Origin of the sequence: Adhaeribacter terrigena, assembly GCF_016623615.1 — a bacterium.
Classification (GTDB): Bacteria; Bacteroidota; Bacteroidia; order Cytophagales; family Hymenobacteraceae; genus Adhaeribacter_A; species Adhaeribacter_A terrigena.
Map to the genome: position 1 here is coordinate 50,529 of NZ_JAEHFX010000002.1, position 14,166 is coordinate 64,694.

A 14,166-nucleotide genomic window follows, 5' to 3' on the forward strand; every position below is an offset into this window, starting at 1 on the left:
TTTTTGTTTTCCGTTTAATATTTATTGTGAATTGTTTCACAGAAATTTCTACATCCGATTTAGCTTTCAATTTGCAGCCTAAAAAAGTAATAGTAATTGGGGCCGGTTTTTCCGGGATTTCAGCCGCTACCAGCCTGGCCCGTAAAGGGTACGAAGTAACAGTACTCGAAAAGAATGAAGGTCCGGGAGGAAGGGCGCGGGTTTTCCGGGAACAGGGTTTTACTTTTGATATGGGGCCAAGCTGGTATTGGATGCCCGATATCTTTGAAGCCTATTTTCAGAAATTCGGTCGCAAGCCTGCTGATTATTATGAATTGGTGCGGCTCGATCCTTCGTATACCGTTATTTTTGGCGAAAACGATTTTATGCCGGTGCCTGCCGGCTTGCCTGCTTTAAAGAACTTATTCGAAAGTCTGGAAAAAGGCAGCGGCGCGAAACTGGAAAAGTTTATGCAGCAGGCTGCTTACAAATACCAGGTTGGCATGCAGAAACTGGTATACAAACCCGGCCGTTCCTTCTCCGAATTCCTGGATCCCAGACTGCTCGCCGACATTATGCGGATGGATATTTTCAGCTCGATCCGGAGGCATATCGGTAAATATTTCCGCAACCCAAAGATCGTACAGCTCATGGAGTTTCCGGTGCTTTTTCTGGGTGCCGTTCCGGAAAATACGCCCGCCCTTTACAGCCTGATGAACTATGCCGATATGGCGCTGGGAACCTGGTACCCAATGGGCGGCATGCATAAAATTGTGGAAGGCATGGTGAAGCTGGCGGAAGAAGAAGGGGTGCAGTTTAAATATAACCAGGCGGTGCAGGAAATCGTGCTGGAAAACGGTAGGGCTACGGGCCTGAAAACTGCCGCTGGCTTGCTGACAGCCGATATTCTGGTGGCTGGGGCCGATTACCAGCACGTAGAAAGCAAACTGCTGCCGGAAAAATTCCGTAGCTATACGCCCGAATACTGGAATAACCGCGTTTTAGCGCCTTCTTCGCTTATTTTTTACCTGGGCATAAACAAAAAACTGCAGAATCTGACCCATCATAACCTGTTCTTCGACGAAGATTTCGGGCCGCACGCGCAGGAAATTTATGAGGATCCGGCCTGGCCCAAAAAACCGCTTTTCTACGTTTCCGTGCCTTCTAAAACCGATGATTCGGTAGCGCCGCAAGACTGCGAAAACCTGTTCATTTTAATTCCGGTAGCGCCCGGCTTAACCGATACCGAAACCATTCGTGAAAAATACTACCATTTGGTAATGGACCGGCTGGAAAAACTAACCAAGCAAAATATTCGGGAACACGTAGTTTACAAACGCAGCTACGCGCACAATAATTTTATTCAGGATTACAATGCTTTTAAAGGCAACGCTTACGGCCTGGCCAACACGCTTATGCAAACCGCCATTTTAAAGCCCGGCCTGAAAAGCAAAAAAGTAACAAATCTGTATTATACCGGCCAGTTAACAGTGCCGGGGCCGGGGGTGCCGCCTTCGCTTATCTCGGGGCAGGTTGTAGCCGAAGAGATCGCCAAAGAATATGGATAGTGATTCGTGATTTATGATCAGCGATAAGTTTTCCTCATGAAAAATACATTGCTGATCAGAAATGAAAACCGAACGGAAATAACCGGAGCGGGGTGGTAACTACTTTTTTCGCCCAAAAGTGTACCGATTTACTGCCGGCATTTATTAATAGATCACTGCTAATTACTATTCATTAAACCCTAATCGCCAATAAAAGATGGAGCTTTTTAACCAGACCAGTTTAGAATGCAGCCGCCTGATCACGCAGCGCTATAGCACCTCGTTTACGCTGGGCATTAAAACATTAGATAAGAAGTTCCATTTCCCGATCTACGGTATTTATGGGTTTGTGCGTTTCGCCGACGAAATTGTGGATACTTTCCATGCTTTCAACCGCGAAAAACTTTTTCACGAATTCCGGGAAAGTACCTGGCTGGCCATCGAAAATAAAATAAGCCTGAACCCGGTGCTGCACGCTTTTCAGTTGGTGGTGCATGCGTATAATATCGATCGGGTTTACATAGAAGCCTTTCTGAAAAGCATGGAAATGGACCTGGACGAAAAGCAATATTGCCGCGAACTTTACGATGAATACATTTACGGCTCCGCCGAAGTAGTGGGTTTAATGTGTTTGCAGGTTTTTTGCGAAGGCGATAAAACGAAGTTTGAAAGCCTGAAAGAAGCGGCGCGCAGTTTGGGGGCGGCTTTCCAGAAAGTGAATTTCCTGCGCGATATTAAAAGCGATTTTCAGGACCGCGGCCGCGTGTATTTTCCGAAAGTAAATTTTCACGGCTTCGATAATCTGGCAAAAAATGAGATAGAAGCCGATATTGAAGCTGATTTTGAAAAAGCGTACGCTGGCATTTTAGCCTTGCCGAAATCGGCGCGCATGGGGGTGTACCTGGCCTATATTTATTACCGCAAACTTTTCCGGAAAATAAAAGCCTTGCCGGCATCCCGGATTCTGAACGAACGCGTGCGCGTACCCGATAATGCGAAGCTCGCTTTGCTGCTGGGGTCCTATGTAAGATACCGACTGAATACCATCTAAATGATATTGTTCTTTACTTTCTGGAGCTTTTTCCATAGCGTTTTTGCCGCGCAGGAAATCAATATTCCGGCCCTCCGTCAATTGTTTTACGAAGCCCGCGACAGCGAAAAGAAAGCAGATTTGCTGTTTGAGAAAATAGGGAACTACGGCGGGAAGGAAGGAATTCTGATCGCGTATAAAGCCGGCGCTTATGCCCTGAAAGCCAAATATGGCGCTAACCCGCTGAATAAACTTAAAAATGTGAAAAAAGCACAGCAATATTTTTCGGAGGCAGTGCAACGCGACCCGCAAAACCTGGAAATCCGATTCATGCGCTACGCCGTAGAAGTGCAAACGCCAGATTTTATTGGCTATAGCGAACACGTGAATGAAGATAAGAATTTGCTGCTGAATGGTTTAAGGAAGTTTCCCAATTCGGGATTTACCCTGGAAACCGCTACCATTGCGCGCGATTTTATGCGGCAGTATTGCGAATGCTCGGAGCAGGAAAAGCAATTCGTGCAACAATTAAGGCTATGAGCCCGGCAAAACAAGCAATTAGCTGCAATGTTTCGTTAGTGCATTAAAAACCTACGTGAAAGTTTCAGCCAACAAGGCAACCAATCCGTAAAAATAAAGGTTAATCGGTAAGAGGACATCCGGTGGTTACCAGGGTTTTATGGTTTTTAATTGTTGGCGTTATGGGAATGATTTTACTTTATATCTTTTTGAGCTTCGGAGCCGGGCGCGGCACCACAGAAGCCTATAAAGTTTCGGAATTACGCACGTATTATCAGAAAGCAAGTAAATGTGCCGAAACCGGCCAGTCGTTCCATAAACTAATGGCCCGATACGAAGGCAAGGAACCCGTAATTCTGGGATTTAAAGCGGTTTCGGAAGCAATAATGGCCAAACATGCCTGGGGGCCGTACAGCAAACTGAAGCACCTGAAAAATTCGGCCGCTTTGTTTGATCAGGCCGTAAAATTGGATGCCGATAACCCGGAGATCCGGTTTCTGCGCTACACAGTAGAATATTATATTCCGCGTTACCTCAACCTGAGCAGCCACGTGGAACAAGATAAAATAATGGTAATGAATAGCCTGTTGAAATATCCGAAATCGGGCCTAGATGCAGAATCCTATAAACTGATGCGTGACTTTCTGCTGACTTCCGACCATCTGAATGAAACTGAAAAACAACAACTCCGAACTGTAAAAACCTGATGTATATTTATTTATACCTGAATTTGTTTACCATATTTTTCCCGCTGGCGCTTTCCTTCGATAAGCGCGTGGCATTTTATAAAACCTGGCCGGCATTGTTTCCGGCCATTTTTGTAAACGCTGCCGTTTTTATTCCCTGGGATATTTATTTCACGCAGCGCGGCATCTGGGGCTTCAATCCGGAATATTTGCTGGGAATAAACATTTTTGGCTTGCCTCTGGAAGAAGTGATGTTCTTTTTTACCGTGCCTTATGCCTGCCTTTTCATTTATCAATGCCTGAATGTGTATTTCGGCGAAAGCATTTTTCAGAAACACGCCCGGGTTTTTACCTTCGTTCTGATAGCGTTTTTAGCCATTCTGGCTGCGGTTAATTTGCCCCGCCTTTACACTTCGGCTACGGCGGTTTTCCTGATCGTAATGTTTGTGCTGCATTTTAAATTGTTTGGTTTTGCTTTGCTGGGAAAGTTTTACCGGGCGTATCTGGTGCATTTAATTCCTTTTCTGCTCGTTAACGGCGTACTTACAGCTATTCCTATTGTGTGGTACAACAACGATTTTAACCTCGGCCTGCGGGTCTACACCATTCCTATAGAAGATTCCTATTATTCCATGCTCTTGCTCTTATTGCCGGTTACGGTTTTCGAATTGATCCGGGCGAAACGGAAACATTTAGCAGTAAATACTGTTTAATTAATTAAATTTAACTTTAGACAGACATGCAAAACCTCCGCATACAGATCGATCCCGGTTCCGGCTTTTGTTTCGGTGTGATCTATGCCATTCAGATGGCGGAAGATATGCTGGATGAGCAAGGCTATTTATATTGCCTCGGCGATATTGTACACAACGACGAGGAGGTGCAACGCCTGGAAAAACGTGGCTTACGCATTATCGATCACGCAGCTTTTAAGGACCTTCGTAATGAAACGGTGCTGATCAGGGCGCATGGCGAACCGCCTCGTACTTACCAGACCGCGCTGGAAAATAACCTGCGGCTGATTGATGCTTCTTGCCCGGTAGTGTTAAAATTGCAGAACCGCATTAAGGCATCGCACGATAAAAACGAACAGATCTACATTTACGGCAAGCATGGTCATGCGGAAGTGCTGGGTTTGCTTGGCCAGACGCAAAATGAAGCCGTGGTTTTTGAAAGTATGGATGAGCTTTTGCAGCACGACCTTCCGGAAAATATTACGCTTTACAGCCAGACCACCAAAAGCACGCACAATTTTTATCATGTAAAAGGCACGCTCGAAACCGCCGGGTATAAAGTTGAAGCCAACGATACCATTTGCCGGCAGGTAAGCAACCGCGACAAAGAGCTCCGTAAATTTGCGCAGCAGTTCGATAAAGTAATTTTTGTTTCGGGCACCAAATCTTCCAACGGTAAAGTGTTGTTTAACGTTTGCAAGGAAACCAACCCGAATACCATTTTCATTTCAGCGGTAGATGAACTCGATAAAAACTGGTTTGCACCTGGCGAAAGCGTTGGAATCTGTGGTGCTACGTCTACGCCCATGTGGCTGATGGAGGATGTGCAGCGGGCCTTGCTTTCATTCTGAGAATATTTATTTTATGATCTTGCCGGAAACGCTGGAGTCTTACAGATTCATCTGAAAGCGCTATGGTTTTAAAGCAAAAAACTCTAACCTGAATTTATGGCTGAAAAATACATTATTCCGGCTGAAACCCGCATCGGGCACGTGCATTTAAAAGTGGCCGATCTGCAGCGCGCCATGGATTTTTATTGCGATCTGCTGGGCTTTGAACTCATAACCATGTACGGCGATCAGGCAGCTTTTATTTCGGCGGGAGGCTACCACCATCACATTGGTTTAAATACCTGGTATAGCAAAGACGGCCCACCGGCGCCAAAAAACAGCGCCGGGTTGTTTCATACGGCCATTTTGTACCCTACCCGTAAAGATCTGGCAGCTATTTTCACTCGGCTGCACGACCATAAGTATCCGCTTACCGGTGCTTCCGATCACGGCGTTTCCGAAGCCTTGTACCTGAACGATCCGGACGATAACGGGGTGGAACTTTACTGGGACAAACCGCGCGAGGTGTGGCCGAAAAAGGCGGATGGCAGCATTGATATGTACACCCGTCCGCTGGATTTGCAGGGTCTGTTAAGTACCCTGAAGTAATTTATCTGAAGTGAGTTTCCGGAAGAAATATACAGGTGTTTTTATTGCGGCATTAATCGTAGCCGGCTGGTTTGGTTTACTGACTTTTTCGCTGCAATTCCCTACCGTTTTTACCCGGCCGTGGCCGTATATTTTGTTGCTGCTGCAAACCCATTTATACACGGGTCTTTTCATTACCGCCCACGATGCCATGCACGGCGTAGCGGCTCCCGGCAATAGAAAGCTGAATAATTTTATTGGTTTTGTGTGTGCGCTGCTGTTTGCTTTTAACTGGTATCCGCGGTTGCTGCCCAAACACCATCAGCACCACCATTTTGTAGCTACTGAAAAAGATCCTGACTACCATGGCGGTAATTTCTGGCTCTGGTATTTTAGTTTTCTGAAGCAGTATATTACCTGGCCGCAAATGCTGGCAATGGCCGTTACCTTCAATCTTTTAAAGTATTTCTTTCCGCTGGAAAACGTGGTTTTGTATTGGATGCTGCCTGCCATTTTCGCCACGTTCCAATTGTTTTATTTCGGTACCTACCAACCCCATAAAGGCGAACACGAAAACAAGCATAAATCAACTACCCTGAAACGAAATCACGTCTGGGCTTTTGTAAGCTGCTATTTTTTCGGTTATCACTACGAGCACCACGATAAACCTTTCCTGCCCTGGTGGAAATTGTATCAGGAAAAAGATCTGCTAGCCAAGCAAAAAGTCGTTCCTAAACAACTTTAGAATAATTTCGGCTGATCGTATTCTAGTTCTGTAACGTTAAAGCGGGCGTACGGGTGTTCCTGTCCGTTCATGATCCAGGCGCCTTCAGCTTTAGTGGGCACTAAAACGCCATTAATTTTACGGTAATCGCTGTATTTTCCAATCCAGCTTTCCAGGTTAGTATTGCCCAGGTAACGTTTGGTTTCAAAGGAAATTATCTCGCCGGATGGATTGAAGCGGACTTTATAATTTAATTTCAGATCGTTGTATTGATAGGTTAAATGGGCTGTTTCCGCGTCTATTGGCCCCCATTTTAAATTGGGTGATGGCAACAAATTAGTAGGAAACCAGGCGCTTTCGCCCAGCCATCGGAGCAATTCGCCCTGATTATATTTTTCGCCTTTGGCATTTACAATTCTAACGCTGGATAATAATTTTACTGAAAGACTGCCATTCCCGTTCGTTAATTTATCGGTAGCAGTGAACACCGATGTTTTGCCTCGCCATACAAATCCCGGATTCTGAGTTGTGAAATACTGCTCTCCGTTAATATCCATCCAATCTTTCTCCAGATCAGATTTAAACTGCCCATTATGCTTTAGGCGTACATAGCTGATATACGTTTGTCCTTCCGGCAAAACCAACCGGAAATACCGTTGTACTGGTGCTGGCAATCCCTCCAGTTGCTGGTACGAAAATCGTTTATGAGAAATTTGGCCTGAACTGGCGAACAGACCGCTTACTTCATCCCGGAATTGGTTTGCTGAGATTTTCCGGCTTAACAATAACCCGAGTCCTAGAGCGCCAAAAGCTGTGGGAATTAGAAATTTCAATTTCATGTGAAAGACGAAATTAAATCATTCAACACTTTTTACCATTCCATTTTTTCGCGGAGGTTTTTAACCTGGGTGCAGTGATGTTTTCCGTGCCAGGCGTATACATGGGCAGCCATTGCTAAAGGCGTTACGCCCGATTCCGGGTGATTGAACGTGCGTTTCCATTGCTCCGGCGTAAGGTTATCCAGCAAAAGTACCCAGCGCAGGTGCAAGGCATCCAGCAGATCCAGCGAAATCTCTACGTCGCCTTGTGCATCGGGCAGTTCGGCCCAGCGGGCTTCTTCGTAAGGTTTAATGGTCGGGTTTTCTTCGGTCAGCGCCAGTTTCATACGGATATAGGCATTCATGTGGCTGTCGGCCAGGTGGTGAATGACCTGGCGTAAACTCCAGCCGCCGGGCCGGTAAGGCATATCGAGTTGTTCATCCGAAAGCGTAACCACGGCAGCGCGTAATTCACCCGGCATTCCGGCAATCGCATCGATCGCCTCACGGAGACTGGCTTCGGTTAAAGGCTGGCTGCGGTCGTATTTGCCAATGGGGTAGCGCAGTTTTTCCTGTTCTTCAGGCGTTATATTTCCGGTGCTGTTCATCGTTTCAGGAACTTAGGTTAGCAGTTTATGACAGGAGGGAAGTTAGGGTTTTTGTACTTGAAAAGATACCGTTTTTCCGGGAAAATTTTAATTAAAAAAAGCCCTCCGCTTTTTTAGCAGAGGGCTTTCGTTCTGGGGTTTCTGTTAAGATTAATGTACGCCTTTATCTTTTTTGCAGCAATCGTCGAGCTTGTTATAAGCTTTTTCATTGGCAACCGCTTCATCTGCATCGTAGCCGAGTTGGTTTACGGCAGTGCGCAGCGTTTCTACATTGGTTTTGTCGGCGCGGTATTGTACTGTTAACATCTGCGAAGCAACATCAAGCTCAGCTTTCTGCACGCCTTTTTCGTAGGCCATGCCCTTTTCGATGGTTGCTTTACACATGTTGCATACCGCGGATGTTTTGATCTTGATCGATTCCGTTTTCTTACCTTGTGCCTGCGCGTTCAATCCAAAAATCAGGAGGGTAAAAGCGGTAAAAAGTACTTTAAACGTTTTCATTTCTTTTAATGGTTAATGATTAATGAATATTGATTAATTTTTTCAGTCATTCCGGGCTTGCAAGGAATCTGTTACAGCAAATTCTGATCTGATAATTCCTGCTGTTTTTTCCAGGATGACGCAATATGTGAATTTTTCTATATTATCAAACAATCGAACATTCCTAGCCCGAACATACGAATATCGTGCCTTATTTCAGTTTGTAACGCAGGCCGGCATAAATTACCCGGCCTGAAATCGGCCCCCAGACCATGCTGGCATCAAATCCATGGCTGAAAGGCTGGTCGGCGTTCATGATCGGGTCTTTTTGTTTGAAATTCAGCAGGTTTTCACCGCCCACATAAATATCCCAATGCTTGAAGCTGCGCGTTACCTGGCTGTTTAACACCGAAAAAGGGTCGGCAGTTCGGTTTGTTTCCACGTTTCCGGCATGATCGGCAATGGTGGGTAAACTGCGGTTGCCAAACCATTGCACCGTAGCGTCAAAACGCCATTTATCGAAAGCGGTCGCGTAGCCGGCGTTCACAAAGAACCGGTTTTTCGGGTTCATCGGCCGGTCCATGAGTTTGCCTTCATAGCTGCTTTTAACATCGAAATATTTGTAAGCCGCTTTTACATCCAGCCCTTTGGCCAGTTCATACTGCACTTCTGCCTGGAAACTGTTAGAAAAAGAGCGGCCCTCTAGGTTCGTGAAAATTACGGCTTCCGGTACGCTGTACATATCGGCAACTACCTGGTTTTGGAACGTGGTGTAGTAATAATCGGCAATGAAAGTACCCGGTTTGCCGCCCAGCGTAAAGTATCTCGTGAAACTTCCGCCTGTATTCCAGGCTTCTTCGGGTTGCAGTTTTTCCTGGAAAATAAAGCGCCGGGAGCTCACCAGCGCGCCGCTGTTCTCCGCGATCGGGTTGGCTACTCTAAAGCCTTTGCCGCCGGAAATCCGGAAAATGTTGTTCGGGTTCAGGTCGTATTTTACGTGCAAACGGGGCGTGAAAACCGTGCCGTACAGGTTGTGAAAATCAGTGCGGGCGCCGGCTACTACCGTTAAATTATGCGCGTTATTGTACGTGTATTCGCCGAAAATTCCCGGAATATATTCCTTGCGCGTCATTAGCGTATCTTCAAAATTCTCGCGCAGGTTTTCGTGGCCAAAGCTTGCGCCTAACTTATAGGTATGCGCCGTAGTGCCAATAGCCGATTGGAAAATGAAGCGGGCCAGCGCCGATTGCTGTTCGCCGTCGTAATTCCGGAAGCCGTATTCAGAATCGAATTTATGGTTGCTGCCCGAAAGGATCAGGCCCAGGCTTTCATAGGGTTTGTTTTTGGAAGTAAGCGAAAGTTTGGTATATCCGGAAACGCGGTCAGTCAGGCTTTCGGTGCCGTAATTACCGGAAGCTGCCCCGCTGCCTTCTTTATAGGAAGTTTGCCCGCCAATGCGGTTTTCTCTTAACGCATTCAAGCCAACTTCACTTACAAACCGGCCGGAAGTGTATTTCCACTTGTTGTATACGTTGTATTGCGTGCCAAGCGGCTGGTCCATAAAACCATCGTCGTTTCGATCTACGCGGTTGTGCAATTGCGCGGTGTGCAGCATTAAAACGGTACTTAATTTCTCCGAAAAACTGTGGCCTACGTTCAGGTTCGCATCCCATTTGCCCAGGTCGTTGCCGTAAAGGTTCACAAACACGCGGTCGGCTTTTTCGGGGTCTTTCAGTTTCACGTTCACCTGCCCGGAAATAGATTCGTAGCCGTTCAGAACTGAGCCGGTACCTTTAATAATATCGATGTTATCAATATAGGTTCCGGAAAGATAATTGAGGCGGAAAGGGGTGGCCAGACCTTGCAGCGCGGGCACGTTATCGGTGGTTAAAAGCGTGTACGCACCATCCAGGCCCAGCATCTGTATCTGCTTCGCGCCGGAAACGGCATCGGTGGTACTTACTTCTACAGAAGCATTGGTTTCGAAGCTTTCAGCCAGGTTGCAGCAGGCCGATTTTTCGAGGTCGCGGCTGGTGATGATCTCGGTTTTGATCGGCGTTTTAGCATCGAAACGGTCTTGTTTGGCGGTAATCTCCACTTCCTGCAAACTGCCGCTTTCTTCCAGGTAAACCCTGAGGAATAACTCTTTTGGTTTTACGGTTATGGTATCGGGTTTATAGCCGATAAAGCTGATAACCAGTTTGTTGGTTTGGGTGGAAAAGGGTAAGGTAAAAGTCCCTTTGCTATCGGATAAAGTACCGGACGTGGTGCCGGCCCATACCAGGCTCGCGCCCGGCAGAACCGTGTTTTTATCGCTTCTGTCAAAAACCTGACCGTTCAGGTTCTGGGTAAAAGCAACGGCGGGAAATAATAATATTAAAAGCAAGCCGAAAAGCGTTTTCCGACTTTTTAGAGCTAAAATCATAGCGTTTTGAAATTTAAAATTCAGAAATAAAATTTTGGCAGATCCGGTTTTCCGGAAAGGCATTTTTATTCAGAATTTTAAACTAAACGCGCAGAATATGCAGGGAATAAAGCAGGTTTTTGCCGTAAAGCGGCGGACTGGAATTGGCGTAGGTTAGTACTTCCTGCTGGGTAACTAAAACGGTAGGGAAAACCGGTAAAAAAGTGGCTTCCGGCGCGATCCAGACAAAGGCGAACTGGGTTAATTTTTGCTGGGCCGCCTGCTCTAACTTGTGCTGGTCTAATTTAAATTCGCAGCATTTCTTTTTGGCGACCGGTTTTTCGGAAGGTTTTTCGCAGTCAGTTTCGCCGTGCGAAGCGCAAGGGTCTTGTTTGTGTTCGTAGCTCAGCATTACCTTGCCGCTGATCAGGCAGATATGCTCGCTCATCGTCAGGCCCACGGAACCCAGAAGCACCGCGAGGCTAAGCCACAAACTAACCGATCTTTTAAGCAAGGTTTTCATTTCTACAAATATACGATTTTTCCGGCAGAATATTTTATGGCCGCTTTGTTAATTGGTTTACGTTACAAAGGTAGTTTCGGGTGAAAGAGATACGTTACAGATTTCGCAGTTTGTTTTACAGAATTTCCTTTATCCGGATTCTTCCTAGGTTCAGGCTTATTGTAAAACCGCCATTCGATATCTTTGGTACAAAATGGTAGTAACCGCCTAAAGTTAGTCCGGCAAAACGCAAAGGTAAAAACATAGCTTCTGCCTGAAGGATAATGCCGGGTTTGTGATGAGTTTTAACCTCATAACCGAGAACCTGATAAGTTCCGAAGAAACCAAAGTCTGCGGTTCGCTGGTGAACGGAAATTGGTTCTTCATATTTAGTATAACTTAAACCGGCAAAGGCCTGAAACTGCAAAAATTTATCAAATTGTTTACGTTTCCCTGCGGTTAAAAAATATGATCCAATAAAATGCTCCGGCACCATATTGATCCGGTGGTTATCTTCTTTCCATTTTTGCGAAGCGGGCTGTGTATCGGCGAAAGAGCTACTAAATAATCCGCCCCGGACCAATTTGTTTTTAGGTAATGCGGCTGTAAGATGTAACGAAGCATTTGCTCCTGTTGAAGCCATGTTGGTGCTATTTATAAAAGAGCCTCCAACACCTAAACTCAAATACAACTGCTGCAGTTTTCGCTCCTGCTTCATTACCGTTTCAGTTTGGGATTTCGCCGAAAAGCTTAGCAGCGAAAGTAAAAGCAGGGCAAGCGGACGCAGTATTCTCATAGCCTGACATTTTTATTACAGAAGCAGCTAATTTAATATTTGTTATTGAAAGCGCTACTATTTTTTTTGCTTTTGTTACAAATCGCTGCTTTCCCCACTTTTCCCCACCGCCGGATTTTTCCTCCACTTTACCCCACTTTTTAAGTCGTTTTTGATAGTGTTTTGTCATTTTATTTGCTAATATATTGAAAAACAAATAGTTGTAAATAAAACGCTATGCTTTTTAGCGATAAAACTAAAAGAGTTTGCTTCCGGATTTTAAAAACCTAACCTCTGTAAATGTGGATAACGTGGATAAGTGGGGTGGATAACCATAATTTATCCACAAAGTGGTAAAAAGTGGGGAAAAGTGATGCTTCGTTTTTAGCGATTGTGTACTTTTGTTTACCTCTTAAACTAAGGGGTGAAGTGTGTAGTTACTGTATGAATTTTTTATCCGGCGAATACGAGTGCAAGCTTGACCCTAAGGGCCGGTTGGTTTTACCTGCGAAGATAAAAGCTAACCTGCCGGAGGCGTCGGGTAACCAGGTGGTGCTGACCCGCGGGTTTGAGCCATGCCTGGTACTGTACCCGAAGCAGGAATGGAAAACCATTTACGACCGGGTAGCCGCTTTAAACGAATTCAACGAAGAGTACCGCCAATTTCAGCGGAATTTCTTTCGGGGCAATACCGAACTCGAGCTCGATAATACCGGTCGATTTGTTTTGCCACGTACCATGCAGCGCTACGCCGACATAGAAAAAGAAGTAATTATTGTGGGTTTAGGCAACCGCGTGGAGATCTGGAACCCGGAGAAATACGAGGACTTTTTAATTAAAGACCAGCAGCAGTTCTCCAACCTGGCCCAGAAATTCCTCGGCGACCAGCCGGCCCCGCAACAACCTGTTATATAAGTATGGCTTACCACAATCCTGTTATGCTCAGCGAGTCGGTGGAAGCCCTCGCTATTCACCCCGCCGGCATTTATGTAGACGTAACGTTTGGCGGCGGCGGGCATTCGGCCGAAATTCTGAAACACCTGGAAACCGGTAAACTCTACAGTTTCGACCAGGATTCGGATGCCGAAGCGCAAAGCGAAAAACTGGAAGGTCCGAATTTTCAGTTCGTGAAAGCCAACTTCCGCCACTTAAAGAAATTTTTGCGGCTTTACGGCGTGAAACAAGTGGACGGGATTCTGGCGGATCTCGGCGTTTCTTCGCACCAGTTCAACACCGCCGAAAGGGGTTTTTCTACCCGTTTCGAAGGCCCGCTGGATATGCGCATGGATACCGACGCGCCGCTTTCTGCTAAGGAAATTATTGCTACCTATTCCGAAGAGCAGCTGCACAAAATTTTTGGCATGTACGGCGAAGTGAAAAACGCCAAAACCTTAGCCCAGAATATTGTAGCCGCCCGCAACGGTCAGGAAATAAATACCATTGCCGAATTTAAAAAAGCCATTGCCGGCTGCACGCCCAAAGGCAAAGAAAATAAATACCTGGCCCAGGTTTTTCAGGCGCTCAGAATAGAAGCCAACGACGAAATGAAAGCCCTGGAAGAAATGCTGCTGCAGGCTGCCGAAGTATTAAAACCGGGCGGACGTTTGGTAGTGATCTCCTATCATTCGCTGGAAGACCGCCTGGTGAAGAACTTTATTCAGAAAGGCAAATTTCACGGCGACGTGGAGAAAGACTTTTTTGGCAACGAAATAAAACCGCTGGAAGCCGTGGTGCGCAAAGCCTTAACGCCCAGTGCCGAAGAGCTGCTGGAAAACAACCGTTCGCGCAGCGCCAAACTCCGGATTGCCACTAAAACCGGCGAGCTGAAATTTGACGAGAAAAGCAAAAAACGCTAGGGTTTCCGGGTGAAAAACTAAAAAAAAAGCAAGCGGGAAACCCCCGCTTTTTTAGGCGATAAGAATTTTAGAAGAAGAAGAGAGAT

Annotated in this window: 17 protein-coding genes; 10 read left to right on the plus strand and 7 right to left on the minus strand. The window is 46.1% G+C overall.

All coding sequences use genetic code 11. From position 1 onward, the window contains the following. Positions 1-71: 71 nt before the first annotated feature. From I5M27_RS04275 to I5M27_RS04310, 8 genes are all read left to right on the plus strand, one after another. Positions 72-1,547 (plus strand): phytoene desaturase family protein, encoded by a 1,476-nt coding sequence (locus tag I5M27_RS04275; protein WP_200504900.1) that lies wholly within the window; start codon positions 72-74, stop codon positions 1,545-1,547. A 196-nt stretch (positions 1,548-1,743) separates the two neighbouring features. Then, entirely contained in the window at positions 1,744-2,577 is an 834-nt protein-coding gene (locus tag I5M27_RS04280; protein ID WP_200504901.1) for a phytoene/squalene synthase family protein, read from the plus strand. Continuing rightward, on the plus strand, positions 2,578-3,096 hold the full coding sequence (locus tag I5M27_RS04285; protein WP_200504902.1) for a hypothetical protein: 519 nt from the start codon (positions 2,578-2,580) through the stop codon (positions 3,094-3,096). Positions 3,097-3,284: 188 nt separating this feature from the next. Beyond that, positions 3,285-3,782, plus strand: coding sequence for a hypothetical protein (locus I5M27_RS04290; RefSeq protein WP_200504903.1), 498 nt, complete (start codon positions 3,285-3,287; stop codon positions 3,780-3,782). After that, positions 3,782-4,474, plus strand: coding sequence for a lycopene cyclase domain-containing protein (locus I5M27_RS04295; RefSeq protein WP_200504904.1), 693 nt, complete (start codon positions 3,782-3,784; stop codon positions 4,472-4,474). The genes I5M27_RS04290 and I5M27_RS04295 overlap by 1 nt, the downstream gene beginning before the upstream one ends. Positions 4,475-4,500: 26 nt before the next feature. Beyond that, positions 4,501-5,346 (plus strand): 4-hydroxy-3-methylbut-2-enyl diphosphate reductase, encoded by an 846-nt coding sequence (locus tag I5M27_RS04300; RefSeq protein ID WP_200504905.1) that lies wholly within the window; start codon positions 4,501-4,503, stop codon positions 5,344-5,346. A 96-nt stretch (positions 5,347-5,442) separates the two neighbouring features. Beyond that, complete coding sequence (locus tag I5M27_RS04305; protein WP_200504906.1) at positions 5,443-5,934, plus strand: VOC family protein; 492 nt, start codon at positions 5,443-5,445, stop codon at positions 5,932-5,934. A gap of 10 nt (positions 5,935-5,944) precedes the next feature. Next, a complete protein-coding gene (locus I5M27_RS04310; protein WP_200504907.1) occupies positions 5,945-6,658 on the plus strand; it encodes a fatty acid desaturase in 714 nt (237 codons plus the stop codon). Here the strand turns inward: I5M27_RS04310 and I5M27_RS04315 are convergent. The 7 genes from I5M27_RS04315 to I5M27_RS04345 form a co-directional block, all read right to left on the minus strand. After that, positions 6,655-7,476, minus strand: coding sequence for a DUF6544 family protein (locus tag I5M27_RS04315; protein ID WP_317193550.1), 822 nt, complete (start codon positions 7,474-7,476; stop codon positions 6,655-6,657). The two genes, I5M27_RS04310 and I5M27_RS04315, sit on opposite strands and share 4 nt — an antisense overlap. A gap of 32 nt (positions 7,477-7,508) precedes the next feature. Beyond that, a complete protein-coding gene (locus I5M27_RS04320) occupies positions 7,509-8,063 on the minus strand; it encodes a YfiT family bacillithiol transferase (protein ID WP_200504909.1) in 555 nt (184 codons plus the stop codon). A gap of 150 nt (positions 8,064-8,213) precedes the next feature. Beyond that, positions 8,214-8,564, minus strand: coding sequence for a heavy-metal-associated domain-containing protein (locus I5M27_RS04325; RefSeq protein ID WP_200504910.1), 351 nt, complete (start codon positions 8,562-8,564; stop codon positions 8,214-8,216). Between the two features lie 190 nt (positions 8,565-8,754). Next, complete coding sequence (locus tag I5M27_RS04330) at positions 8,755-10,929, minus strand: TonB-dependent receptor (RefSeq protein ID WP_234462396.1); 2,175 nt, start codon at positions 10,927-10,929, stop codon at positions 8,755-8,757. A 121-nt stretch (positions 10,930-11,050) separates the two neighbouring features. Beyond that, positions 11,051-11,470 (minus strand): HYC_CC_PP family protein, encoded by a 420-nt coding sequence (locus I5M27_RS04335; protein ID WP_200504912.1) that lies wholly within the window; start codon positions 11,468-11,470, stop codon positions 11,051-11,053. 115 nt (positions 11,471-11,585) lie between these two features. Then, positions 11,586-12,245, minus strand: coding sequence for a hypothetical protein (locus I5M27_RS04340; RefSeq protein ID WP_200504913.1), 660 nt, complete (start codon positions 12,243-12,245; stop codon positions 11,586-11,588). Next, the gene (locus tag I5M27_RS04345; protein ID WP_200504914.1) at positions 12,175-12,414 is read right to left on the minus strand and encodes a hypothetical protein; all 240 of its coding nucleotides are present in this window, start codon (positions 12,412-12,414) and stop codon (positions 12,175-12,177) included. The genes I5M27_RS04340 and I5M27_RS04345 overlap by 71 nt, the downstream gene beginning before the upstream one ends. A 254-nt stretch (positions 12,415-12,668) precedes the next feature. Between I5M27_RS04345 and mraZ the strand changes: the two genes are divergently transcribed. Both mraZ and rsmH read left to right on the plus strand, forming a co-directional pair. Further along, positions 12,669-13,139: a division/cell wall cluster transcriptional repressor MraZ gene (gene mraZ / locus I5M27_RS04350; protein ID WP_200504915.1), complete on the plus strand. Its 471-nt coding sequence runs from the start codon at positions 12,669-12,671 to the stop codon at positions 13,137-13,139. A gap of 2 nt (positions 13,140-13,141) precedes the next feature. Beyond that, positions 13,142-14,080, plus strand: coding sequence for a 16S rRNA (cytosine(1402)-N(4))-methyltransferase RsmH (gene rsmH / locus I5M27_RS04355; protein ID WP_200504916.1), 939 nt, complete (start codon positions 13,142-13,144; stop codon positions 14,078-14,080). Positions 14,081-14,166 lie beyond the last annotated feature (86 nt).